23 protein-coding genes are annotated in these 22,759 nt (G+C 70.2%); 8 read left to right on the plus strand and 15 right to left on the minus strand.

All coding sequences use genetic code 11. The annotated features are described in order from the left end of the window. The first annotated feature begins 66 nt into the window (after positions 1-66). The 4 genes from ACFVH5_RS10310 to ACFVH5_RS10325 all read left to right on the plus strand — a co-directional run bounded on the left by ACFVH5_RS10310 (position 67) and on the right by ACFVH5_RS10325 (position 3,878). Positions 67-684 carry an NADPH-dependent F420 reductase gene (locus ACFVH5_RS10310; RefSeq protein ID WP_385833113.1) on the plus strand — a complete coding sequence of 206 codons (618 nt, stop codon included), beginning with the start codon at positions 67-69 and terminating at the stop codon, positions 682-684. A 141-nt stretch (positions 685-825) separates the two neighbouring features. After that, positions 826-1,311 carry a MarR family winged helix-turn-helix transcriptional regulator gene (locus ACFVH5_RS10315; RefSeq protein WP_385833114.1) on the plus strand — a complete coding sequence of 162 codons (486 nt, stop codon included), beginning with the start codon at positions 826-828 and terminating at the stop codon, positions 1,309-1,311. Between the two features lie 26 nt (positions 1,312-1,337). Continuing rightward, positions 1,338-1,796, plus strand: a complete 459-nt coding sequence (locus tag ACFVH5_RS10320) for a MarR family transcriptional regulator (protein ID WP_385833115.1) — start codon at positions 1,338-1,340, stop codon at positions 1,794-1,796. Positions 1,797-2,375: 579 nt separating this feature from the next. Then, positions 2,376-3,878 carry a family 43 glycosylhydrolase gene (locus tag ACFVH5_RS10325; protein ID WP_385833116.1) on the plus strand — a complete coding sequence of 501 codons (1,503 nt, stop codon included), beginning with the start codon at positions 2,376-2,378 and terminating at the stop codon, positions 3,876-3,878. 87 nt (positions 3,879-3,965) lie between these two features. On the opposite strand, the gene ACFVH5_RS10330 is transcribed toward ACFVH5_RS10325, so the two are convergent. The 5 genes from ACFVH5_RS10330 to ACFVH5_RS10350 all read right to left on the minus strand — a co-directional run bounded on the left by ACFVH5_RS10330 (position 3,966) and on the right by ACFVH5_RS10350 (position 10,473). Further along, positions 3,966-6,239 (minus strand): M20/M25/M40 family metallo-hydrolase, encoded by a 2,274-nt coding sequence (locus ACFVH5_RS10330; RefSeq protein WP_385833117.1) that lies wholly within the window; start codon positions 6,237-6,239, stop codon positions 3,966-3,968. Continuing rightward, positions 6,236-7,066, minus strand: coding sequence for an SDR family NAD(P)-dependent oxidoreductase (locus ACFVH5_RS10335; protein WP_385833118.1), 831 nt, complete (start codon positions 7,064-7,066; stop codon positions 6,236-6,238). Before ACFVH5_RS10335 ends, ACFVH5_RS10330 begins: the two co-directional genes overlap by 4 nt. After that, a complete protein-coding gene (locus ACFVH5_RS10340; RefSeq protein WP_385833119.1) occupies positions 7,066-8,397 on the minus strand; it encodes an MFS transporter in 1,332 nt (443 codons plus the stop codon). The genes ACFVH5_RS10335 and ACFVH5_RS10340 overlap by 1 nt, the downstream gene beginning before the upstream one ends. Continuing rightward, positions 8,394-9,371 carry a polysaccharide deacetylase gene (locus ACFVH5_RS10345; protein WP_385833120.1) on the minus strand — a complete coding sequence of 326 codons (978 nt, stop codon included), beginning with the start codon at positions 9,369-9,371 and terminating at the stop codon, positions 8,394-8,396. Before ACFVH5_RS10345 ends, ACFVH5_RS10340 begins: the two co-directional genes overlap by 4 nt. Positions 9,372-9,462: 91 nt before the next feature. Further along, complete coding sequence (locus tag ACFVH5_RS10350) at positions 9,463-10,473, minus strand: Lrp/AsnC family transcriptional regulator (RefSeq protein ID WP_385833121.1); 1,011 nt, start codon at positions 10,471-10,473, stop codon at positions 9,463-9,465. Between the two features lie 298 nt (positions 10,474-10,771). Between ACFVH5_RS10350 and ACFVH5_RS10355 the strand changes: the two genes are divergently transcribed. Then, complete coding sequence (locus ACFVH5_RS10355) at positions 10,772-11,680, plus strand: NAD-dependent protein deacetylase (protein WP_385833122.1); 909 nt, start codon at positions 10,772-10,774, stop codon at positions 11,678-11,680. Positions 11,681-11,794: 114 nt separating this feature from the next. Here ACFVH5_RS10355 and ACFVH5_RS10360 read toward each other — a convergent pair whose 3' ends face one another. Next, positions 11,795-12,697: a TIGR03619 family F420-dependent LLM class oxidoreductase gene (locus tag ACFVH5_RS10360; protein ID WP_385833123.1), complete on the minus strand. Its 903-nt coding sequence runs from the start codon at positions 12,695-12,697 to the stop codon at positions 11,795-11,797. A gap of 431 nt (positions 12,698-13,128) precedes the next feature. Here ACFVH5_RS10360 and ACFVH5_RS10365 point away from each other — a divergent pair, with 431 nt between their 5' ends. Further along, complete coding sequence (locus tag ACFVH5_RS10365) at positions 13,129-13,557, plus strand: hypothetical protein (RefSeq protein ID WP_385833124.1); 429 nt, start codon at positions 13,129-13,131, stop codon at positions 13,555-13,557. Between the two features lie 103 nt (positions 13,558-13,660). On the opposite strand, the gene ACFVH5_RS10370 is transcribed toward ACFVH5_RS10365, so the two are convergent. Beyond that, positions 13,661-14,584 (minus strand): alpha/beta hydrolase, encoded by a 924-nt coding sequence (locus tag ACFVH5_RS10370; protein WP_385833125.1) that lies wholly within the window; start codon positions 14,582-14,584, stop codon positions 13,661-13,663. Positions 14,585-14,777: 193 nt separating this feature from the next. Here ACFVH5_RS10370 and ACFVH5_RS10375 point away from each other — a divergent pair, with 193 nt between their 5' ends. Next, complete coding sequence (locus ACFVH5_RS10375) at positions 14,778-15,653, plus strand: helix-turn-helix domain-containing protein (protein ID WP_385833126.1); 876 nt, start codon at positions 14,778-14,780, stop codon at positions 15,651-15,653. 166 nt (positions 15,654-15,819) lie between these two features. Here the strand turns inward: ACFVH5_RS10375 and ACFVH5_RS10380 are convergent, their stop codons facing one another. The 8 genes from ACFVH5_RS10380 to ACFVH5_RS10415 form a co-directional block, all read right to left on the minus strand. Further along, positions 15,820-16,041 carry a hypothetical protein gene (locus ACFVH5_RS10380; RefSeq protein ID WP_385833127.1) on the minus strand — a complete coding sequence of 74 codons (222 nt, stop codon included), beginning with the start codon at positions 16,039-16,041 and terminating at the stop codon, positions 15,820-15,822. Between the two features lie 107 nt (positions 16,042-16,148). Further along, complete coding sequence (locus tag ACFVH5_RS10385) at positions 16,149-16,580, minus strand: hypothetical protein (RefSeq protein ID WP_385833128.1); 432 nt, start codon at positions 16,578-16,580, stop codon at positions 16,149-16,151. 94 nt (positions 16,581-16,674) lie between these two features. Then, complete coding sequence (locus tag ACFVH5_RS10390) at positions 16,675-18,582, minus strand: hypothetical protein (protein WP_385833129.1); 1,908 nt, start codon at positions 18,580-18,582, stop codon at positions 16,675-16,677. A 294-nt stretch (positions 18,583-18,876) separates the two neighbouring features. After that, entirely contained in the window at positions 18,877-19,542 is a 666-nt protein-coding gene (locus tag ACFVH5_RS10395) for a DUF305 domain-containing protein (RefSeq protein WP_385833130.1), read from the minus strand. Between the two features lie 143 nt (positions 19,543-19,685). Continuing rightward, a complete protein-coding gene (locus ACFVH5_RS10400; protein WP_385833131.1) occupies positions 19,686-20,081 on the minus strand; it encodes a DUF6153 family protein in 396 nt (131 codons plus the stop codon). 146 nt (positions 20,082-20,227) lie between these two features. Further along, positions 20,228-21,025, minus strand: a complete 798-nt coding sequence (locus ACFVH5_RS10405; RefSeq protein ID WP_385833132.1) for a thioesterase family protein — start codon at positions 21,023-21,025, stop codon at positions 20,228-20,230. Between the two features lie 58 nt (positions 21,026-21,083). Beyond that, positions 21,084-21,377, minus strand: a complete 294-nt coding sequence (locus ACFVH5_RS10410) for a branched-chain amino acid transporter permease (RefSeq protein WP_385833138.1) — start codon at positions 21,375-21,377, stop codon at positions 21,084-21,086. Further along, the gene (locus tag ACFVH5_RS10415) at positions 21,287-22,153 is read right to left on the minus strand and encodes an AzlC family ABC transporter permease (protein WP_385833133.1); all 867 of its coding nucleotides are present in this window, start codon (positions 22,151-22,153) and stop codon (positions 21,287-21,289) included. The genes ACFVH5_RS10410 and ACFVH5_RS10415 overlap by 91 nt, the downstream gene beginning before the upstream one ends. Before the next feature lie 62 nt (positions 22,154-22,215). Here ACFVH5_RS10415 and ACFVH5_RS10420 point away from each other — a divergent pair, with 62 nt between their 5' ends. Next, positions 22,216-22,674: an Lrp/AsnC family transcriptional regulator gene (locus tag ACFVH5_RS10420; RefSeq protein WP_385833134.1), complete on the plus strand. Its 459-nt coding sequence runs from the start codon at positions 22,216-22,218 to the stop codon at positions 22,672-22,674. Positions 22,675-22,759: the final 85 nt, after the last annotated feature.

The raw sequence follows: 22,759 nt of genomic DNA on the forward strand, positions 1-22,759 counted from the left end.
TGACGCATGCACAACAACTGCCCCATGCGCAACAACTGATCCATACACAACAAGGGAACACACATCATGTCCACCATCAGCATCATCGGCTCGGGCAACATGGCCGCCACCATCGGTACTCGGGCGGCGAAGCGCGGCCACACCGTCGAGTTCATGAGCCGCGACGCCGCCAAGGCTCTGGCGCTCGCCGACCAGGTCGGCAGCGGAGCCACCGCCGGCATGTACGGCGCGAGGCCGGCGGGTGACATCGTCATCGTGGCCGTCCTGTACACCGGCGCGGTCGAAGTGGTCGCGCACTACGGCGACGCGCTGGCCGACAAGATCCTCGTCGACATCACCAACCCGTTCGACGCCGATGTCAGTGGGCTGGTGACCACCCCGGGCAACTCGGTGTCCCAGCAGATCGCCGCCACCGCTCCCGACGGCGCACACGTCGTGAAGGCGTTCAACTCGATCCTCCAAGGTGTCCTCGCGGAGGACAAGCCGGTGGACGTGTTCTTCGCCGGTGACAACGCCGAGGCGAAGGCGCGTGTCGCGGCGTTTCTGGAGAGCCTGGACATGCGGGCCCTCGACGCGGGAGGACTCGACATGACGCACGCCCTCGAATGGGCCGGCATCCTCCTGGTGGGCGTGGCACGCAACGGCGCCGGCTTCGACATCGCCTTGGGTGCCAAGGCCCTCTGAAGGCTCACTCCAGGTACGAAGTCTCACTCCAGGTCACACCCTTTCGGGCGTCCGGCTCGACCGGCTCCAGTCCTTGTTGGTGAGGACCCTGCTGTAAAAAAATAGTAGCCATGGATATTATGTCTATGTACTCTATTTGGCATGAGCAAAGGTTCGCCGAGCCCCACACCCGGTTTCTTGGTGTGGCGACTCGCCAACAAGTGGCGCGTCGCGGTCGACCGCGCGGTGGCTCCGCTGGGTCTCACCCACGCGCAGTACTCGCTGGTCGCGTCGCTGTACGGCATGCGGCGCACCGGCGAGCGGCCCAGTCAGCGCCGCCTCGCCGACCACACCGGACTGGAGGCGTTGTACGTCTCGAAGCTGGCGCGCGCACTGGAGTCGGCCGGACTGGTCGAGCGCACCCGCGATCCCCGCGACCCGCGCGCGGTACAACTGGCGCTCACCGAGCAGGGGGAGGCCGTCACACGGCAGGCCATCGCGGTGGTCCAGCAACTGCTCCAGCAACTGCTGGACCCGCTCGGCGGCCTCGACGCCCCGCGGACGCGTGCGTTCACCGACGAGCTGACGGCCCTGCTCGACGTACCGCTCGATCCATCCGTACCGAACGCGAACGACGAGAGCACCTGACGAGAGAAAACAGGGGGGACAACAACATGACCACCAGCGCGTCCACCGCTACCGCACCCGCCGCCAACGCCCGCGACCTCGCCCTGGCCCACTACGCCGCCCGCGGAGTCCTGGAGCACGTACTGGCCCGGTACGGCGCCACGTTCCAGCAGCAGGTCGCTCTGCGCGCCGCCATCACTGCCGACACCCCGCAGGCGCCGGACGATCTCGTCGCCCAGGTCCAGGGGTCCCTCAAGGCGGATCCGGTCGATATCCGTGCCACGCTCGACGAGTTGCTGGCGAAGCAACTGCTCGTCGCCGAGGGTGCGTACCTTCGCCCCACCGACGCGGGGCGCGAACTGCTCGCCGCCGTCGGCGCGGAGACCGCCCCCCTCTCCGCCCGCATCTGGGGCGGGATACCCGCCGAGGACCTGGCCGCCGCAGGCCGCGTCCTGACCCTCGTCACCGAACGCGCCAACGCGGAACTGTCGACGCTGACGGCCTGACATCATCGGCGAGATCAAACGGCTCATCGGTGACATGAGTTGGGCTACTCGCAGATGCATGTGTTGCGGTTGGTGACTCGCGTCCTCGGCGAGGTCCGCGTCGGGCTGCTGACCGCCGAGTAGCAGCCGCCGGGCCGACCGGCCATCCAAGGAAAGGGTCGGCGCCGGGCCGAGCAGGCCGGCGCCGACCAGGAAGTGCGTGGTTCCGGCGTTCCCGCCCAACGGACCGCGGTCAAGGCCGAATTCATGTCAGCGGCGGCGCAGCATCATGACGACGGCGATGATGATGATAATGACGACGATGGTGCCGAGACCGATGTACACGGGTTTCTCTCTCTGTCGAAAACGCGGCACCCGTTGGTGTCGCAGAGCCCGAGTGCCCCCGTTGGGGCGGTTCATCCCGGCCATATGACCGAGGCCGGCCACGACCCGTCAGTCGACCATCCGTGCGCGAAGGGTTTACAGCCCACTTGCAACGATGTAAACACCTGCTTGCAGCCACCCCATGAACACCTTCTCGGCACAGAGCTCCCGACAACGTTGTCTGCCATCGCCGGCCTCACCCCCACGGAGGTTCTCGTGACTGTCCGATCGACCGGGTTTCTCGCCAAGTCCTGTGCCACGCTGCTGGTCGGCGGCCTCGTGGCGATGTTCTCGCCCACCACGGCCGTCGCGGCACCCGAGTACTCGACCGCCGAGGCGGGCAACCCCTTCGTCGACGGCTGGTACGCGGACCCCGACATCGCGGTCTACGACGGCAAGTTCTGGGTCTACCCCACGGCGTCCAAGCCCTACGCCGAGCAGACCCACCTCGACGCGTTCTCCTCCACCGACCTGGTCCACTGGACCAAGCACAGCAACGTCCTGAAGACGGCGGACGTCTCCTGGGCCAAGTACGCGGTGTGGGCACCCGCGCCGGTCGAACGGAACGGCAAGTACTACCTGTACTTCGGCGCGAACGACATCCAGAGCGACTCCGAGCTGGGCGGCATCGGTGTGGCCGTCGCCGACCGCCCCGAGGGCCCGTACAAGGACGCTCTCGGCAAGCCGCTGATCTCGCAGTTCCACAACGGGGCCCAGCCCATCGACCAGGACGTGTTCATCGACGACGACGGCCAGGCGTACATGTACTACGGAGGCTGGCACCACTCCAACGTCGTCAAGCTCAACCCGGACATGACCAGCCTGGGCACGTTCGACGACGGGTCCACCTACAAGGAGATCACCCCCGAGAACTTCACCGAGGGCTCCTACATGTTCAAGCGCAACGGCACGTACTACTTCATGTGGTCGGAGGGCGGCTGGACCGGCCCCGACTACTCGGTGTCGTACGCGATGTCCGACTCGCCGACCGGCCCGTTCCGGAAGATCGACAAGGTGCTTGCCCAGGACCCGGCGGTCGCCAAGGGCTCCGGCCACAACTCCGTGGTGAACGTGCCGGGCACCGACATCTGGTACATCGTCTACCACCGCCGTCCGCTCAGCGAGACCGACGGCAACCACCGTCAACTGGCCTACGACCGGCTGTACTTCAACGCCGACGGCACCATCCGGCGTGTCGCGATGCAGGTGAAGGACAACTTCGCCGACGGCAACGCGCTGGGCTGGAAGACGTACGGCGGGACATGGTCCGTCAGCGGCGGACAGTACCGGGTGGGGCGGAACCTGGGCGGCAAGGCGCTGCTCGACACGAACTTCGCCGACTTCACCTACGACGCCGACGTCACCGTCACCTCGGGCGGCGGGGACGCGGGCCTGACGTTCAGGGTGAGCGGGCCGTCCGTCGGCTGGGACAGCTACACGGGCTACTACGCGGGCATCAGCCCGAGCGGCAAGGTGGTCCTCGGCCGGGCGAACGGTTCCTGGACCGAGTTGGCGACGGCCCGTACGACCGTCGGCTCCGGCTCGGCCCACCGGATGCGCGTGAGTGCCGTCGGTTCCTCGATCAAGGTGTTCGTCGACGACATGACGACACCCAAGATCTCCGTCAGCGACAGCACCTACCGCAGTGGCGCGAACGGCGTCCGGGTCTTCGACACCGAGGCCGCCTTCGACAACGTGGCCATCACGCCCGCGGGATGACGACCCGGCGGTGCGGCCACTGACGGTCCTGCCCCGCCGCGAAGCCGAGTGGGCTTCGCGCCGGGGCAGGACAGGTGTCAGTGAGAGTCATCCGGCGGCCAGCGCCCCCAGCACCGTGGCGGCCAGCGCGGAGCGTGCGACCAGGCCGGACACCGAGGTGTTCTCCGAGCGCGCGTGGGCGCCCGAGCCGACCGCCCCGATCCCGTCCAGGACGGGCGTCCCCGCGGCGACAACGAAGTTGCCGTCGCTCGCTCCGCCGACGGACGCCTCCCGCAGATCCTCCCCGAGCAGCGCCGCGCACCGGCGGGCCAACTCCGCGAGCGCCGCGACCTGTTCGGTCCGCTCGAAGACGGGCCGGTTCCAGTCCCCGGTGATCTCCACGCTGGTGCGCGGATCGACCGGGCGCAGGGCGGCGAGAGCGTCGCCGACCCGCTGCTGTTCGGCCGCGGAGGCGACACGGATGTCGATACGCCCGACGGCGCGTCCCGCGGTGACGTTGCTGCGGGTGCCGCCCTCCACCACGCCCACGTTGAGCGAGGTGCCCGCGTCCGGCGCGCGCAGCTCGGCCAGGCGCAGGATCTGGTGGGCGAGTTCGTCCACCGCGCTCGCCCCGGCGGTCGGGTCGAGCCCGGCGTGGGCCTCACTGCCGGTGACCGTCAGGGTGAACAGTCCCACTCCCTTGCGGGCCGTCTTGATCGCGCCGTCCGCCGCCGCCTCGAAGACCATGGCGAGCCTGCTGCCGTGCGACTCGGCGACGATGGCCTCGTGGGAGGCGAGGCTGCCCGTCTCCTCGTCGCCGTTCAGCATCAGGGTGCAGGCCGGCCTGGGCAGGCCCAGGGCGTCGAGGGCGCGCAGGGCCCACACCGCCTGTACGAGACCGGCCTTCATGTCGAACACACCGGGCCCGCTGATGTGGTCGCCGTCCCGCCGGAAGGGCCAGTCGTCGAGGGTGCCGGTCGACCAGACGGTGTCGTAGTGCCCGAGGAGCAGGACCGGCCGACCGTCCTCGGCGACGGCGTCCCGGGCCGGATAGCGGCGTACAAGGATGTCCCCCGCTCCGGCCTGCGCGCGGGGAAGGATCTCCTCGGTGTCCGGTGCGCCCAGGCGCCCGTCGAGCCAGTCCCGCAGCCAGCCGAGACAGGCGTCGAGGTCGTCCGGGTCGTCGCTGGCACTGCCCTGCGAGGTGTACGCGTCGAGGTCGGCGACCATGTCCTCGCGGTGCTCGTCGAGCCAGCGCCGGACCGCCGCGGCCTGTTCCACCTCCGGCAGCCGACCGGGCATCGCGGCCGGGGCAGGGTGGGTCGGGCCGTCCGGCCGCCCGGGTGCCGCCTGCCCGGCGAGGCGGTCCAGCTCCTCCAGCCGTGCTTCCGACATCCCGTCCGGGGCTCCCTCCAGTGAGCGCAGGCCGTCCATGACGGTGCGCAGCAGCGGCGTGGGAAGTCCCTCGCGGGCCGCGTGGTCGAAGACGTCGGCGTAGTGGGTGGTCACCTCGACGGGCCGGTGGCGTACGGCGAGGTCGCGCCAGATGCCGCTGCGGTCCTTCGCCTGCGTACGCAGCCACGCACTCAGGCGGTCGAAGGCGGCGTCGCGTGCCGCCGGATCCGTACCCTGCCGGAGCGGGAGGGGTTCGAAGGCGTCGAAGGCTTCCAGGGTGACGCCGAGCCGGTCGGAGACGGCGAAGATCTCACCGGTCAGGCCGGCCATCGCGGGCCGGTGCCGGTCGATCAGGTCGGCCATGGGGGCGTCGGCGAGGGCCGTGGCGGCGAGCATCGCACCGAAGCCGGCCTTGGCCCACAGATACCCCTCGACGTTGTCGCTGGCCACGGCCGGACCCCAGCTCTGCAGGTCGGCGACGACCGCGCGGACGCGGGGGCTGACCGGGGCGCCGCCGGGCTCGCCGACGACGAGGGCTCCGGCGCCGCCGTCGAGGACGACACCCGGTTCGACCACGTCGGCGAAGATGTTCACGAACGCGGCGACGGTGCGAGGGGCACCGACATGCTGGGCGATCAGGCCCTCGTTGAAGCCGTTCTGGAGCGAGACGACATAGCCGTCCGGCTCCAGACGGGGCGCGATCCACGCCGCCGCCGTACCGGTGGCCTGTGCCTTCACGGCCAGCAGGACCCGTCCGAGGGTGCCGGTGAACTCGTCCGGAGTGGCGGCGAGGACCGGCACGCTCGTACGGGACTCGCCGTGGGCGACGACGAGTCCGCGGGCGCGGATCGCGGCCACGTGAGCGGCGTCGGTGTCGATGACCGTCACCGGGTGGCCGGCCCGCGCGAGGGCGAAGGCGAGCGTGCCGCCGATCGCGCCCCCGCCGACGACGGTGTAGGCGGCCCGCTGCGGGGAGGGGGCGGTCATGTGAGGAGTCCTTCCGTGGAGGCGGTGGCGCCGGCGGCCGGGATCGCCGCGTGCGGAGTGGCGCGGGTGTCGCCGTGCTGCCAGATGCGGGGCAGGTGCAGTGCGCCCGTGCTGGATCCGCCGTCCACGCGCAGGACCTCCCCGGTGATCCAGGAGGCCTCCGGGCCCGCGATCCAGCACACCGCGCGGGCGATGTCCTGGGGGCTTCCCGGGCGGCCGAGCGGGTTGCCGCCGATGGCCGCGGCGTACTCGGCCGAGACGGGATTGCAGTCGCTGGACACCTGGACGAACCCGGGGCTGACCGCGTTGACGCGGATGCCGTGCTCGCCCAGTTCCAGGGCGGCGGCCCGGGTGGCCATCTCCAGCGCGGCCTTGGAACTCGCGTACGGGCCCCCGCCGGGGCGGGCCCGCAGCGCGGAACCGGAGGAGATGTTGACGATTGCGCCGGGCCGTCCGGCCGCCATGGCGAGCCGGGCGAACGCGGCGGTGGCGAGCACGGGAGCACGCAGGTTCACGGCGAACAGCCGGTCCCAGGCGTCGGCCTCGACCTGGGCCATGTCCAGGGACGGATAGACCCCCGCCGCGTTGACCAGGACGTCCACGGGTCCGTGTGCCGCCCAGGCCGCCTCGACCAGGGCTGCGGGCGCGTCCGCGTCGGTGAGGTCCGCGGTGTGCGTCGCCGCGCTGCCGCCCAGCCGTGCCGCGGTCCGCTCCAGCGCCTCGGGGTCGCGGTCGGCGAGCGTGAGCAGGTCGCCCCGTGCGGCGAACTCCTCGGCGATCGCGCCGCCGATACCGCCCGAAGCACCGGTGACGAGCACATGCGCCATCAGTCGAACTCCTTGTCCTTGGTCTCCGGCATCGTGAGATACACGACGAGGGAGATGAGTGCGGCGCCGGAGACGTAGATCCACAGCAGGTCGCTGTGGCCGTTCTCGTGCATCCAGGTGGTCAGGTAGGGGGCCGTGCCGCCGAAGACCGCGACCGCCAGCGCGTAGGGCAGGGCGATGCCGGTGGCGCGTACCTCCGCCGGGAACTGCTCGGCCATGATGACGGCGCAGTTGGCGGAGTAGCCGAGGATCAGCAGCATGCCGACGAGCTGGACCAGGAACAGGCTCAGGAAGCTGCCGCTGAGCAGGTGCAGCAGCGGCCAGGCCAGGACGACGAAGCCGCCGGCGAAGGCCGCCATGGTCGGCTTGCGGCCGATCTTGTCCGAGAGCAGCCCGACGAACGGCAGCGCGACGACGAACACGACCAGACACAGCGTCTGCGACAGGAGGGCCGTCTTCAGCGGGATGCCGGTGGTCAGATTCGCGTACGTGGGTAGGTAGTTGACCCAGATGTAGTAGGTCAGCGTGCCCGCGATCGTGATGCCGGCGACGCGCAGGGTCGCGGCCGGGTGCTCGACGAACATGGTTTTGACGGGGTTGGTACGGGTGCGGCCGGTGTCCTGTGCCTGGGTGAAGGACTCGGTGTCCTCGACCGTCACGCGCAGCCACAGTCCGACCAGACCCAGGAGCCCGCCGAAGATGAACGCGGCGCGCCAGCCCCAGGAGTGCACGGCGTCGTCGCTCAGCACCGAGGTGGTGAGGGTGCCGAGGAGCGAGGCGATGAGGACACCGCCCGCGACCGACACCTGCTGCCACGACCCGGCGAACGCGCGCCTGCCGCGGGCGGCCGACTCCACGAGGAAGGCGGACGAGGAACCGAACTCGCCACCCGCGGAGAAGCCCTGTACGAGCCGGGCCAGGAGCAGGATCAGCGGCGAGAGGACGCCGATGGTGTCGTAGTTCGGGGTGATCGCGATCAGGAAGCCGGCGCCCGCCATCAGCGCGACCGTGAGGGTCATGCCCTTCTTACGGCCGTACCGGTCGGCGTAGGCCCCGAGGACGGCGGCACCGACCGGACGCATCACGAAGCCGACGGCGAACACGGCGAGCGTGGACAGCAGGGCCACCGCTCCGTCGCCCTTGGGGAAGAACTCGTCAGCGATGATCTTCGCGAAGATCGAGTACAGGGCCCAGTCGACCCACTCGACGGTGTTGCCGATGGTGCCGGCCACGATGGCCTTGCGCTGGGCGCCGCTCAGTCTGCCCGGGGCGGGGGAGTCGCCGCCCTTGGACAGGGGACCGGCGGGTGGTGTGGCGGATCCGGTGGTCATGGCGTCTGCTCCGGGGCGTCGGGGACGGAACGGGCGGTCGTCTGGTCGTTTCCGGCTGTCATCCCGCTGTTCAGCACGGCACGGGCCGTGTCGGCGAGCTGGGCGTGCGTGGCGTACCAGACGTCGGAATGGGCGGCGATGTGGTCGAGGAGTTCACGCAGGGCCACCAGGCGCGAGCGGTGCCCGATGACGTGCGGGTGCAGGGTGAGCTGGAAGACACCGCCGTCGCGGTACGCGGCGTCGAATTCGTCGGTCCAGATCTCCAGCACGTCGCGCGGACGGCTGTGCGGACGGACCGAGCCGTAGCGGTCCATCGTGAAGTACGGCGCGTCGTCCCGGATCCAGTCCACGGGGATCTCGACCAGACCGGTGGGCCTGCCCCCGGCGACGATCTCGTAGGGCTCGTCGTCGGCCATCAGCGAGGAGTCGTACGCGAAGCCGAGTTCGAGCATGATGTCGAGCGTCGAGTCGGAGAAGTCCCAGGACGGCGTGCGGATACCGACGGGCCGCTGCCCGGTCAGCGTGGTGAGGGTGTCCAGGGCGCGTGCGGTCAGCTCCCGCTCGTCGTCGCGGCCCAGCAGCATGTTGCGCTCGTGGATCCAGCCGTGGACGGCCAGCTCGTGCCCGTCCCGGGTGTAGGCGCGCGCCTCCTCGGGGTGAACCAGGGCGGAGACCGCCGGCATGAAGAACGTGGCGGGCACGCCGTACCGGGCGAGGAGATCGAGGATCCGGGGCGCGCCGACGCGGGCGCCGTACTCGCCCTGGGCGAGGCGGCCGGGGCTGGTCTCGCCGTCGCGCAGCGGGATCGTCTCGTGGTCGGAGTCGAAGGAGATCGCGACCGCGACGCGGGCACCACCGGGCCAGCGGTCGGGGACCAGCCGTCGTCCGGCGCGCACGGCGTCGAGGTGGCCGCGCCAGGTCGGTTCGGTCCAGCGCCAGCTCTCCGCGGGCAGGCCGGAGTCGTCTGTGGGCATGGTGACTCCACGGGGTCGGGGACAGGACGGGAAAAAGTGGGGGAGCGGGGCGTGGGAGAGGTCGCGGATACGCGGCCGGGCGGGTGCCCGCTCAGGCGGCGGGGCGGACCATGCGGTGCCAGGAGTACTTCATGGTGACGAGGTGCAGGGTCACGTCGGAGGCCAGCAGGCCGGGCAGCGCCCCGATGACGTCGCTGGTGTAGCGGAACAGGTCGGCGCGGCGGGGGAGCACCATGTGCCCGACGAGGTTGAAGCGTCCGGTCGCCGCGCCCAGGAACTTGGTTCCCGGATGCCCGGCGAGCTGCCGTCCCGCCGCGTCGAGCCGGTCGGGCTCGATCGACAGCCAGACCATGAACTCCGCGTCGTACCCGATCAGAGCCGGCTCGACCAGGGTGCGGAACTGGAGGATGCCGCGGGAGATGAGCCGGTCCATGGCCCGCGCGACGCTGGACTCGGTGTGATCCAGGTTCCTGGCCAACGTGCTGACCGGGGTGCGGCCGTCCTCCTTGAGGGCTGCCACGACCGCCTGCTCCAGGGTGGTGAGCGCCTGTGGTGTGACGTCCCAGTCGGCGCGGTCGCAGGACGACGCCAGGGTGTCGGGCCGCAGGTCGGCAGCCGCCTCCGCGGGCAGCAGTCCGGTGTCCCACATGGACGCCGAGGTGAACGCGCGGATGACCGGTACGGCCTCGGTGCTGGTGATGAGGTCGGCCGCGGGCAGATCGGTGAAGAGCATCCGCATCATCTCCTCGTTGTCGCGGGCGACGAAGTCGACGATCAGGTCGGCGGCGCCGGTGACGACAGCGACGAAACGCACATCCGGACTGGCGGTGAGCCGGTCCGCGACGTCGAGACCACGGCCGGGCCTGGCCTGCACCCGGACGAGCATGGAGGATCCCTCCCGCGTCCGGTCCAGCTCCAGGGTGCCGACGACCCGCAGCAGTCCGCGCTCGCGCAGGGCCCGGTAGCGCCGCTGGGCGGTCGTCTCGCTGGCGTCCACCCACCGTGCCACCGCGCTCCACGGGGCACGACCGTTGAGCTGGAGCGCGGCGATGATGCGCCGGTCCAGGTCGTCGATGGTGTCCACGGGGGCTCGGTGGTTCATGGCGCCGACGCTAATGAGCACCGGGGCCGCCGTCAATGAAGGAATCCTGCATCCCCCCTGGTCAGAGCCGTGTCATCCGGCAGCCGGGGGATTACGGAGACGTAAAGGACGCAGTTGGGGCCCGTGTCGGCACATGGCTGGAAGGCGACGGATTACGCCACCACGTGTCTGAAAAAGTTCATCAGGAGTGTGCTTGCGCGGAAGGTCCTGCCGGTGTGGGGGCGAGAGAGGTCAGGAGGGGCGGCGGGCAAGGCGTTCCGCCGATCCGGTGGAGGCCGGGGTTGCCTACTCTGGTGGCATGCGCATGCGCCCCACCTTGAGCTGGACCCCGACCGACGACCTGCCGCCCGGCACCACCGACCCGCAGCCGGTCACCGACGCGCTGCGCCTCGGCGGGGTGCTGGTGCTCAGCGGAGCGGGCATCTCCACGGAATCGGGCATCCCCGACTACCGGGGCGAGGGCGGGAGCCTGAGCCGGCACACCCCGATGACCTACCAGGACTTCGTCGGCGGTGCGCCGGCGCGGCGCAGGTACTGGGCGCGCAGCCACCTCGGCTGGCGTACCTTCGGCCGGGCCCGCCCCAACGCGGGGCACCGGGCCGTCGCCGCATTCGCGCGGCACGGCCTGCTCACCGGCGTGATCACCCAGAACGTCGACGGCCTCCACCAGGCCGCGGGCACCGAGGGCGTCGTGGAGCTGCACGGAAGTCTGGACCGGGTCGTCTGCCTGTCCTGCGGCACCTTCAGCCCGCGCCGCGAACTCGCCCGCCGGCTGGAGCAAGCGAACGCGGGCTTCGCACCGGTGGCCGCGGCGATCAACCCCGACGGCGACGCCGACCTCACCGACGAGCAGGTCGGGGACTTCCAGGTGGTGCCCTGCACGCGTTGCGGGGGCATCCTCAAACCGGACGTGGTGTTCTTCGGTGAATCCGTGCCTGTCGCCCGGGTCGAGCAGTGCCGCGAACTGGTCCGTGCGGCGACCTCTCTGCTGATCCTCGGCTCCTCGTTGACGGTGATGTCCGGGCTCCGCTTCGTCCGTCAGGCGGCGCAGGACGGGAAGCCTGTGCTGATCGTCAACCGGGACGCGACCCGCGGTGACGTCCACGCGGTCACCCGGATCGCACTCCCGCTGGGGACGACGCTGACCACCGTGGCCGACGGCCTGGGCATCCCGTTCGAGGGCGAGGCGGCGGCCGGGATCGGGTAGCGACCCCGTGGTGAAGCCACACTCTCCGGTCGGTCGGTCGGTCGATCGGGCGAGGTCGTGGCCCACGGAGGGGCCATGCCGTGCCCCCGCGGGTACGGGGACACGGGGCCCGGCTCAGCCTTCGTTGGCCAGGGCGAGGATCTCGGCGGCCAGCTCGATCGAGTCCTCGACCGTGTCGGCGGTGTAGAGGGAGTCGATCATGAAGTGGTCGATGCCGGTGCGCTCGTGCACGGACTTGACGGTGTCGACGACGGTGGACGTCGGGGTACCGGAGTCGATGTTGACGCGGAGGACCGTGCCGATGTTCGCCGGGTCGCGGCCGGCCTCCTGGGCCTGGCTGTCGATGAGGGCGCGCTGCGCGACGAGTCCGTCGATGTCGACGTAACTCGGCACCACGCACAGCGGCAGCCAGCCGTCACCACGAAGGGCGACCCTGCGCAGGGCGCGCTCGGACATCGCTCCCAGGTAGATGGGCGGACGCGGGCTCTGGTGGGGCTTGAGCGGGGAGTGGTGCAGCGGCACGGTGAGGTGGGTGCCCTTGTACTCGGCCGGGTCGGAGGTCCATATGGTGTCGAGGACGTCGAGCAGTTCCTCCATCCGCGCGCCACGTCGGTGGAAGTCCAGGCCGGCCGCCTCGTACTCCTCGGGGGACCAGCCGATACCGAACCCGGGCAGCAGACGTCCTTCGCTCACCAGGTCGAGGGTGGTCAGGGAGCGGGCGAGCTGGACCGGCGGGTACAGCGGCGCGATCAGTACGTGCATACCGAGCTGAACGTGCTCGGTGACGCTCGCCGCCGCCCCCAGCAGGACGAACGGGTCGGCGGCCGGGTTGAGTTCGGCCGGGATGGTGTCGCCCTGACCGCCGTAGCCGATCTTCGGGGACACCGCGGCGAGGTTGCGGTCGCCGACCCACAGGCTCGCGGCACCGGCCTGCTCGACCTCACGGGCGAACGTGGCGATGCGGGAGATACCGAAAGCCTGCTTGTGGAACTGCGGGAGCGCGAAGCCGATCTTCATGTTCTGTCTTTCCTTGCTGAGACACGGCCGGGCAGACCATCGGCCGCCCGATACGGTCGGGAGTCCGGCTCATGCCCACCGGACACCCTTCGCCAAGTCGGCGCATATACAAGGTAGTTGTACGGACAACCATCGGTTGGGGAGGCGCGCCGTGGGGCTGCATCGTCGATCGATACTCGCTGCTCGCCGCCGGAGCGTCACTCGGTCCGCCCGGACTCCAAATGCCGCGCGATGGCGGAGACTCCCGGTGCTGACATCGCCGAGACCATTGCCGACCTCGCGCGCAACCTTGGTCTACTTGGCAAACACTGTGCTGCTCCTGCTCCTGCTACAGCCCAGCTGCACAGCTCTGCCGTGATCCCTGACAATCCAGTCGCCAGGGATTCGGCGTGTGCGGCAGGATCAGGCGGATCGACGTCGCAGGGAGATGAATGTTCACCGCCACTCAGGGGGCCAAGGTCGTCTCGCCCTGCGGGACTTGTGGTGGTGTTCTGGTCCGTAATGTCGGGCAGTTCATCGATCGCGGACAGTTGCGCTGGGACGTCGAAGTGCGGGGCCAGGACTGCCCCGACGCGTCGTGGTGCGAGGCGGGAACGGGCCCGGCTCCGGAAGAGATCAGGCAGACACTTCTGGCTGAGCATGGGTCCACTCGACTTCGTCTTGCGACCGAGGAGGCTAGCCTCGTTCCGGTGTTGCGAGCCCTACGCGAGATGTGCGACCTGTCATTGGGCGAAGCCCGGTTGAAGGCCTGCGACCTCAAGGGAACGGGGCTGGTCGGCACGTTCGTGGAGATGGCGTACCTGGCAGAGGGACTGCACAAGAGGGGCGTCGCAACGACCCTCGCGTCATCGCCCACCTGAACGCCTGTGGACCTGCGGACCTACTCGCACGGTGCGCTTGGCCGGACCGGGCACCAGCGACCCCGTACTGTCCAGGCGCCGCCGGCCACGGCTTTGCCGCTAGTCAGTTGGTGGTGAGGTGGGTGGTGTAGAAGGTGGTCAGTTTGTCGATGGCCGGGTCTATGTACTCCTTCTTGTCGTAGAGGTCGACGTGGCTCGCGTCCTTGATCCAGTGGATTTCTGCGGGGCCCGTTGCGCGCTGGTGGGCCTCGACGGCCATCCACGCGGTGACGGCGCGTTCGCCGATGATCTGGAGGATGGGGCGGGGGCCGATCAGAGGGATGGGGAAGAACGCGTCGTGGAGGGCCATCCTGTCGATGCTCTCCCAAGCGAGGGTCTTCGCGGAGCGCTCGTGCATGCCGCGCGGGGTGCAGTAGTACTCGAAGCCTTCGACACCGTGCTCGCCGCCGAGCGCGCGGGCCTGCTCGGCAGTCTCCGGGAACATGGTCATCGCGCCGGGGTCCTCGCCGCGTGCGGCAGTACTGCGAGCCGCCGCCGCGGCGTCCAGCAGGGACTGGAAGACGGCCGGGTCCTGGGTGCCGTCGGCGCCGAGACGGAACTGGCGGGCGGGTTCGGCCGTGGAGACGGTGGCCACGGCCTTGACGCGGTGGTCACTGCCGGTGGCGGCCAGTGAATAGCTGCCGGAGGCGCAGATGCCCAGCAGCCCGATGCGATCGGCGTCGACCTCGGCGCGGGTGGTGAGGTAGGAGACGGCGGCCTTGAAGTCCTCCACCCGCTGGGCGGGGTCCTCCAGACCACGAGGCAGACCGCCGGACTCGCCCTGGTGGGCGGCGTCGAAGGCCAGGGTGACGAACCCGCGCTCGGCCATCCGTTGCGCGTACGTGCCGGAGGTCTGTTCCTTCACGCCGGTACCGGGGTGACCCACCACGAGCGCCGGCCACGGACCCGACGCGGGCGTGTCGGGGGTGTAGAGGTGGCCGGCGAGCGGGATGCCGGCGCTGTCGAAGCTGACGATGGTCCTGGTCATGAGTAACTCCCTGAGACGGTGATTACGTGTCGTGACGCACCGGTGCGACGGACTCGGGGTCCGCTTCCTGCCGGGCACACGTCCACGTTCCGTCGTTCTCCGCACGTACGGGAGAGCCAGGTTTCTGCCTGGGAAAGAACGTGCCCCCTCACCCATGTGCCATGGTCGGCGCGGCACGGCGACACTTGGGAGCATGACTTCAGACTCCGACTCCCGGGCGCTGGGCGCCTTCCTCAAAGCCCGCCGGGCCCAGCTGACACCGCGGGAGTGCGGACTTCCTGAGACGGATTCCGCCCGCAGGGTCGCCGGACTGCGCCGCGAGGAGGCCGCCCAGCTCGCCGCCATCAGCGTGGACTACTACACACGGCTGGAGCAGGGCCGCGTCCGGGCCTCCGTACCCGTGCTGACGACCCTGGCCCGCGCCCTGCGCCTCGACGACGACCAGAAGTACCTGTACGACCTCGCGGGCCGCGCCGACGCCCACCCGCCCCGTCGACGACCCGCCCAACGCCTGCGTCCGGCCATGCGACGTCTGCTCGACCAGCTCACCGAAACCCCGGCGCTCGTCCTCGGCGAACGCCTGGACATCCTGGCCTGGAACCCCGCCGCCACCGCCCTCTACACGGACTTCGCAGCCCTCCCCGCGAACCGGCGCAACTACCTGCGGCTGCTGTTCACCCACCCGGTGGTCCGGCAACTGCACCAGGACTGGGCCCATGACGCCCGGGACGCCGTCGCCGCACTGCGTATGGAGGCCGCGGGTAATCCCGACGATCCCGACCTCGCCCAACTCGTCGGTGAACTGTCCCTCCAGGACCCCGACTTCCGTACATGGTGGGCCGAACACCGGGTCAACAGCGCCAGTTACGGCACGAAGCACTACCGCCACCACCTGGTGGGCGACCTCACCCTCGACTGCGACACCTGGACCAGCCCTGACGGCTCGGGACAGCGCCTGATGATCCTGACCGCGGAACCCGCCAGCCCTTCCCACGACGCCCTGCGCATCCTCACGTCATGGACCACCCGGCAGCCGAGCAACGACCGGTCACAGGATCCGACGCGATGACCACCACTGGGGCACCCGACCCTCGACACCTGTCTGACACCTGACACCTGACACCTGACGTCTGATGCCTGACACGGCCGAGTCGGGCCGGAGATCCCCGTCAGGGGTCCCGGCCCGACTCGGCCGTGTCAGGTGTCGGCGGCTTCCCGCGCATCCCCAGCAGGAGTCAGTCGTCCTGCGACGTGGGCTTCTTCTGCTCTTCGCGGGCGGCGGGCTTCTTCGACTCGGCATCTTCGTCGGCCAGGTCAGCCGGGTCCGCGGGGCCGCTGTCCCGCGCGACGGGCGGGGTCGGCACCGGGATCGTCTGCGGCTCATCGGAACCGGGACGGGCGCTCGGCTGGGATCCGGGCGCGTGGTGCGTGTGCGAGTCGTCATCATTCTTTGTCATACGTCCCATGTTCCCGCTGTTCCGGATCGAATGCCTGCGGGCCGGGTGAGCGATGACCTTGTGGCCCGGCAGGAGGTGCCCGGCGCCAGGACACGATCGCGAGCGTCTCAGCCGTCCGATGTCGCTGGTCGTGGGCGGTGGATCGTCAGGTCGCCGTTGAGGACCGCGTTCACGGTGCCGTGGTCGTGTGCACGGTTCTCCTGGCGGTTCGTGGCGGCGGATGCGGGCCTGGGCGGGGGTAGCTCGGCGATCGCGGACCGCAGTTCGCCGACGGCGTCCGGGTGGTCCTCCAGCAGGTCCCCGAGGCGCAGGCGCCAGGCGTGGCGGGCGTCGGCCAGCTCACGCTCGTTGCCGGGCAGGTCGGCGATGCGCCGCAGCTCGTCCAGACGTCGGGCCGCCGCCTCGGAACGGTCGGGATCGCCGCGGCCCAGCAACCTGGCGAAGCGCTCGCGGGCGGCGTCCCAGGCATCGGTGGAAGCGGCGTTGACCAGGGCGGCGGAACCGGCCGCGGTGAGCGTGGACAGCCATTCGGGGATCATGTGGGTGGGTGCCTTTCCTCGGCCCGGAGTCCGGTCAGGAGCCCGGTGGGGAGCGTCGTGGGGAGCCCGGTGGGGAGTTCGGTCAGGGGCTCTGTCAGGAGCCGGAGCGTCGCGCGGTCCACGGACCGGAGGCGTCGTAACAGTCGGTCTTGAAGGTGCCGCGCATGGTGTCGCCGTCCACGTTTCCGATGAACGTGATCCTCTTCTCGCTGCTCACGCTGCCGAAGGTGATGCGGTCGCCGTCGAGCGTGCCGTCGAGGGACCCGTCCAGGGAGCAGGGCACTCCGGTGACCTTCAGGTCCCCGGTGAGTCGGTCCCCGTCCTGGGACAGGGTGGCTGTGAATCCTCCTGTGCCGAACCCTGTGGACCAGTCTCCGGCCCATGCGCCCGTCAGAGTGGCGGTCTCGGTCTCGGACTCAGATTGGGACTCGGACTCGGACTGCTTCGGCCCACCGCTGGACGGCGGCGGCGGCGCGGACGCGGTCACGGTCAGCCCGAAGTCCCAGTAGCGGGCGGAGGTGGGCAACCTGTCGCCGGACGCCTCGGTGGTGAGGCGCACGAGCCGACCAAGGGCGTCGATACGTGCGCGGAAGTCCACGGCGGGGTTGCTCTCCGCGTTCGGCGCGGAGGTGGCCGCCGCGGGTTCGGCAGCTCCACCGGTCCCACGGGTCCCACCGGGCTCACCGGTCCTACTGGTCCCAGTTGTCCCTGCGGATTGGGCGCTTCCGGCGGGCTCGGCTCCGGGAGCCAGCGCCCCGGTAAAGGTGCAGCCGTCGCGCCGCGCCCGGATCACCGATCGGAGTTCCCGAGCCGACGCAGCGGGGTCGACGGCGTCCATGAAAACGCCGTCCGCCCTCACCCACCGGGCATCGGGGCCGGCCCCGGCTCCGGTGCCGGAGGGAGTGGCTGTACCGATGGGCAGCACGACCCTGCCCCGGTCGATCGTGCCGCTGGTGACCGGGCCACCGATCAGGCCCTGCCGGAACCAGGCCGTCCGCGCGTGCGGGTCCGCCGCACCGGTGACGTGGCGCCGGCCGCGTGTGACGTCGTAGCGGAAGCTCGTCAGTTCCACGCGCCGGGCGGCCTCCGCCAGGACCGCGCTGGCCTTGCGGCCCTCGGCGGCCTTGTCGCAGGACGCCCGGTTCATGACGGGTGGCAGGACGACGATCACGGTGGTGGTCACGACCACCACGACCGTGACCACGCTCACCACCACGGGCGTGCTGACGCCGACGGCCCCGGCACCCCCGAAGGCCAGAGCCTTCCCGACGGCCGCGCCGGCCTTGCCGAGGACGGCGGTGGCCTTCGCGGCGAGTGTCGCGCCCGGCGCCGAGGCTCCGGCACCGGACGCAGCTGTGGATCCGGCGGTCTGCGTCGCCGCGGTGGATGCCTGTACCGGGTCGGCGATCGGCGCTCCCGGTGCTGTTCCGGCGCCCGCAGCCCGTACAGCTTCGGTGGCGAGATGGTCGGCGACGACGTGGGCGCCGCCGGCCACCACCGTCGTCGAGGCGACCGCGATGCCGGCCGTCTTGCCGAGGCTCGTCTTCCGGGGAGGCCGTGGGGCCAGGCCGAGTACGACCTCGTAGTAGATGTTGCCGTTCTGTACGGAGTTGACGGTGCCGTGCCCTGTGGCCACGGCAACCTGGGTCGTCGTGCTGTCCGGAGAGGGGAGGAGCGACTGTACGGAATCGGCGAACCGGCGGGCCTCTTCCGCACGTTCGGGATCATCCGCGACGGCCCTCTCGATCATCTCCCGCCACTCCGGCAGCGACTCCGTCAGGAAGTGGGTCAGTTCCTCGCCCTCGCGGTGTGCCGCGACGGCAGCCCAGGCCTCGATCCGCTCGTTCACCTCCGGCTCGTCGTCCGGTACGAGCCCGAGGACCCCGTCCCGCGCCTCCGCCCAGGCAGTCGTCCCGATCGCCGCGGCGAGATGCTCGGCCGCGTCCTCGGCCGGATCCGCGGACCTTCCGTAGGCCCCGTCGCCCTGCGCCCCTTCGGCCATGAAGCCGCCTCCCCCGGGTTGTGCACGCTGCGTTGGCGCGAAGTTAGCAGCGACGAAAGGGGGTGAGAGCGACTTCTTGGGACGCCTGTCCGACGGGTCGTGGTGCGGGAGCGCGCAGGGGGCGCTCCGCTTGGCAACCGCCCTGCCGGGGTGGCCGGTTACGACCGGATCTCACCGCCTCGACGACACCGCGGGAGCCGACGGGCCGCTGCGCTGCACCACACACGAAGATGCCCGGGGGCGGGGCGGCGGCCTGGGACAGCACCTGCCCTGCCCCGCCCCCGGCCCGGTGAGTCAGCTCTTTCCGAGGAGCCTGTTCATCTGATCGATCTCCGTGCTCTGCGCGGTGACGATCCGACCGGCAAGCTTCACGGCAGCAGCGGACACGCCGTCGGCCTGCTCGGCCTTCGCCATGGTCACCGCACCCTCGTGATGCTTGATCATCATCTTGAGGAAGGCGGTGTCGAAGGCGGTACCCGAAGCGTTTTCGAGCTCGGTCATCTCCTCGGCCGTCATCATCGCGCCTGTGTCGTGCATGGAGTGGTCCATGCTGCCCTCGGCGGGTACGTCCTCACCCCAGGAAGTGAGCCAGCCGGACAGTGTCTTGATCTCCGGGTCCTGTGCCTTCTTGATGTCGGCGGCGAGCTTCTTCACCTCGGGCGACCGGGCCCGTCCCTCGGCGAGGTCGGCCATCTCCACGGCCTGACGGTGATGGGGAATCATCCCCTGGGCGAAGGCCACGTCGGCCGAGTTGTGCTTCCCCTGCGCCGTGTTCGACGCCGACGCGGATGCCGACGCGGATGCCGACGCGGAGGCGGAACTGGACCCGTCGCCATGACCGTTGTGCCCGGACGAGCCGGCGTTGTCGCCGTCCCCACCACAGGCGGCCAGTACGAGCGCGGCAGTACTTGCAATGGCAACGGCGGCCGTACGACGGACAGTTGAATGCTTCCAGATCATGATGGTGCAACTCCTCGACGCGCGCCGGTAAGAGGGCGCGCGATGTCACGGACAGTGAGAGCGAGCGCGAGGACGGCATCGGCCACCAGCCACAGCCCATCGGCCCGAAACCGGGCCGGGCGAGCCGATGCCGTGCGGGGGCTCTATATCCGGAGAAGTTGCAGTTCGGACAGGTCGGGCGGAGCCCGGCCCTCATGGGACCAACCGGTGGCCGCCGCCACGAGGGAAGGGGTGGCGGGTACGCCAAGGACCGCGTCGACGAGTGCAGGCGGGGTGTACGCAGCACTCGTACCGGAGGCGGCACACGTACCGTCCGCATGATCGAGGTGCCCCGACCCGCCGTCCGTGTGCGAGCAACCGGCGTCCGCGTGCGGCACGTTGTCGGCCGCAGTCATCACCATCCCGTGCCCGGCACCCGCTGCCGGAACCCCACCGGGTGCCAGCGCGTGCATGCCCAGCACACCGGCCAGCACCACCAGAACGAGCAGCACGAACAACCGCCCGGCGGGGCGGCGGCCTGCTCGGACGGATGCGGTCACGAACCCATCGTAGGGGGCACCGCCCGCTGGGGCGGGCACCTGGCCGGGTGATGGGGAGCGGACATGGATGACGCTCGACAGAATCGACGAGCCAGCACCTTGGCGTTACGCCTGAGAACTGCCCGGCCGCTTCAGGCCAAGCCGCTTCAGGACGGCTGAGGTCGGATCGTAAGGATCTGCTGGGCGTGGCCGACAGGACCCGCGGTGTCGTGGAGGACGGTGCTCGTCACGCCCTGGCCTGTGGGGCCGAAGACGACGGTGGTGTCCAGGCCGGTCCAGCGGCCCTCGGGGCGGCGGTGGAGGTGGATGGTCAGGTCCACGTTGGGGAACATCCAGGCGGTGATCGGCTGGCGTACGGCGATGCCGTTGGCGGTGTCGACGAGGGCGACGTACGAGGCGAGAGAGCTGACCGGCTCACCGGCGACCAGGTCCAGGTCGGTGGTGAGCCACGCGGTCGCACGGCCCGGTTGCGGGGCCGTGACCGGCCGGACGTCGAGGGACGCGATGTAGCCGCCCGGCCACACCGAGGTCAGCGGCCAGGAGTCGAGCGCATCGGGCGGCGTGAGCCGGTCGCCCGCGCCGCCCGCGACGGCGGCGGTGTCACCGGACGCAAGGAGCCAGGCGCGAGCCTGTACGACGGGGCGGCCGGCGATGTGAACGACGGCCCCGATCAGTTCGATGGTGCGGCCCGGCCGAAGGGTCTCGATCCGGATCTCGCACTCGTCGAGAGCGAGGCGCCCGAGGATGTCGAAGCTGATCCGCGACAGGACGAGGCCGCTGTACCGCTCCCGGTCGCGGGCGAGGTGGCGGTCGAGCTCGTGGACGATGAGGCCGGCAAGCGGGCTGACGTGCATCTCGTCGGCATCCCACGCCCCGCCCGCGTGCGGGGTGGGCTTGTAGCGGTGGTCGTCGATGCGTTCGAAGTAGCTGCTGCCGGTGTTCAACGGGAGTGTTCCTTACGGAGGTGGAGGACGGGGGAGAGGGATACGGGCGGGCGACGCCTCAGGTGAGAACGACGCTCGTCAGCAGGACGTGCACGGCGGTGCCGCCCAGGATGCTGAGCAGGGCGTTGCGGCGCCACAGGTGCAGACCGACGGTGACGGCCAGCGCCGCGAGCGGTGCCACCGTGCGGGCCTCGGCCACCGAAAGGTCCGGCAGACAGTAGACGACCAGGATGATCATGACGCCGGCCGGCATGCGCGAACTCAGGTACTGCACCGTACCGCTGGCCCGTAGCGGGGCGAGAGCGGCGAACGGCAGGGCCCGCAGCACCCAGGTGACGGCGGCGGCAACCAGGACGGCGGCGACGGCGTATTCGGTGTCAGGCACGGTTCGGCCTCCCGGTGGTCATCAGGTGTCGGGCCAGGAGGACGGCGGTGAACAGGCCGAACGCGGCCAGCAGCATCTGCCCCGGGAAGGAGGACACGTGCTACGAGGGCGCTCAGGGCGGCGAGCAGCGGGGTGGGCAGGTCGTCGCGCAGGTCCCGCAGGGCGTCCAGCGCCAGCACGGTGAACAGGGCGGTCAGAGCGAAGTCCAGACCGGTGACGCCCTCGGGGATGAGAGAGCCGAGCAGGGCTCCGGTCACCGCGCTCCCGGCCCAGTACACGTGCAGGTAGCACTGCATCCACAGAATGCGGGGTCCGGGCCAGGAGCGTGCTCGCTCGGTGGAGGCCAGTGCGTACGCCTCGTCGCACAGCGCGAATGTGCTGTACGCCTTGCCGAGGCGGCCCTGCACCCGGTGCAGGGGGAACGACAGGGCGTAGAAGACGTGCCGGACGTTCACCATGAACGCCGCGACGGCGATCGATGCCAGCGGAGCCACCGCGACGACCAGGCCGATCAGCAGGAACTCGAACGAGCCGCCGAAGGCCACCGCGGCGGACAGGCCGGCCCACCACCAGTCCAGTCCTGACTGGACGACCAGCGCCCCGAAGGCGAGACCGAGCGGTACGAACCCCATGCCCACGGAGAGCGAGGCTTGGAAGGCGGCTCGCGCTTCGGACGGTGCCCGGCCTGTGAGGTCGGGGGCAGGCCGCGCTTCAGGGGCGGCGTCGGGAGGACGTATTCGCATGAAGACATTTTAGAGAAGTTGATGCCTTATTTGGTTGCGCATCATGGCTGTAGAGTCGCCATGTGAGCAATGAAGTGGTACTCGATTCCACAGATCGTGAAATTCTGTTTCACCTGAGCGAAGACGGTCGCCTGACCAATGTCGAGCTTGCCAAACGGGTCGGTCTCACGCCGCCGCCGTGCCTGCGCCGCGTCAGGCGGCTGGAGGAGGCCGGTGTCATCAGCGGATACCGTGCCCTGATCGATCCCGCCACCCTCGGCCGCGGTCTGGAGGTCCTGATCGACGTCGAGATCTACGCCAACGACCGCAAGAGCTTCGAGGACTTCGAAACCACCGTCGCGTCGTACGAGGAGGTCATCGAGTTCCGCCGTATGTACGGTCGGCCCGATTACTTCATCCGCGCCGCCGTCGCCGACCACGCCGCATGCGAGGCCTTCCTCACCGGCAAGCTCAGCGGCCTTCCCGGCGTCCTGCGCTTCACCTCCCACCTCACGATGAAAACGATCAAGTCCGTCGGCTGACGGACGATCAAGTCCGTCAGGCCCACGACGGCCCGGGTAAGGCCAAGGGCCCCCCCCCCCCAAGCCCCAAACCCCGCGGCCGCAC

The organism is Streptomyces sp. NPDC127119 (genome assembly GCF_042677425.1).
In the GTDB taxonomy this organism is placed as follows: Bacteria; Actinomycetota; Actinomycetes; order Streptomycetales; family Streptomycetaceae; genus Streptomyces.

Bases quoted from the DNA above. Each gene is read 5' to 3' on its own strand.
- ACFVH5_RS10345 (WP_385833120.1), bottom strand. From the start codon at position 9,371: ATGCCCACAGACGACTCCGGCCTGCCCGCGGAGAGCTGGCGCTGGACC.
- ACFVH5_RS10355 (WP_385833122.1), top strand. From the start codon at position 10,772: ATGCGCATGCGCCCCACCTTGAGCTGGACCCCGACCGACGACCTGCCG.
- ACFVH5_RS10395 (WP_385833130.1), bottom strand. From the start codon at position 19,542: ATGATCTGGAAGCATTCAACTGTCCGTCGTACGGCCGCCGTTGCCATT.
- ACFVH5_RS10385 (WP_385833128.1), bottom strand. From the start codon at position 16,580: ATGATCCCCGAATGGCTGTCCACGCTCACCGCGGCCGGTTCCGCCGCC.
- ACFVH5_RS10415 (WP_385833133.1), bottom strand. From the start codon at position 22,153: ATGCGAATACGTCCTCCCGACGCCGCCCCTGAAGCGCGGCCTGCCCCC.
- ACFVH5_RS10380 (WP_385833127.1), bottom strand. From the start codon at position 16,041: ATGACAAAGAATGATGACGACTCGCACACGCACCACGCGCCCGGATCC.
- ACFVH5_RS10315 (WP_385833114.1), top strand. From the start codon at position 826: ATGAGCAAAGGTTCGCCGAGCCCCACACCCGGTTTCTTGGTGTGGCGA.
- ACFVH5_RS10360 (WP_385833123.1), bottom strand. From the start codon at position 12,697: ATGAAGATCGGCTTCGCGCTCCCGCAGTTCCACAAGCAGGCTTTCGGT.
- ACFVH5_RS10350 (WP_385833121.1), bottom strand. From the start codon at position 10,473: ATGAACCACCGAGCCCCCGTGGACACCATCGACGACCTGGACCGGCGC.
- ACFVH5_RS10375 (WP_385833126.1), top strand. From the start codon at position 14,778: ATGACTTCAGACTCCGACTCCCGGGCGCTGGGCGCCTTCCTCAAAGCC.
- ACFVH5_RS10370 (WP_385833125.1), bottom strand. From the start codon at position 14,584: ATGACCAGGACCATCGTCAGCTTCGACAGCGCCGGCATCCCGCTCGCC.
- ACFVH5_RS10320 (WP_385833115.1), top strand. From the start codon at position 1,338: ATGACCACCAGCGCGTCCACCGCTACCGCACCCGCCGCCAACGCCCGC.
- ACFVH5_RS10330 (WP_385833117.1), bottom strand. From the start codon at position 6,239: ATGACCGCCCCCTCCCCGCAGCGGGCCGCCTACACCGTCGTCGGCGGG.
- ACFVH5_RS10390 (WP_385833129.1), bottom strand. From the start codon at position 18,582: ATGGCCGAAGGGGCGCAGGGCGACGGGGCCTACGGAAGGTCCGCGGAT.
- ACFVH5_RS10340 (WP_385833119.1), bottom strand. From the start codon at position 8,397: ATGACCACCGGATCCGCCACACCACCCGCCGGTCCCCTGTCCAAGGGC.
- ACFVH5_RS10335 (WP_385833118.1), bottom strand. From the start codon at position 7,066: ATGGCGCATGTGCTCGTCACCGGTGCTTCGGGCGGTATCGGCGGCGCG.
- ACFVH5_RS10365 (WP_385833124.1), top strand. From the start codon at position 13,129: ATGTTCACCGCCACTCAGGGGGCCAAGGTCGTCTCGCCCTGCGGGACT.
- ACFVH5_RS10310 (WP_385833113.1), top strand. From the start codon at position 67: ATGTCCACCATCAGCATCATCGGCTCGGGCAACATGGCCGCCACCATC.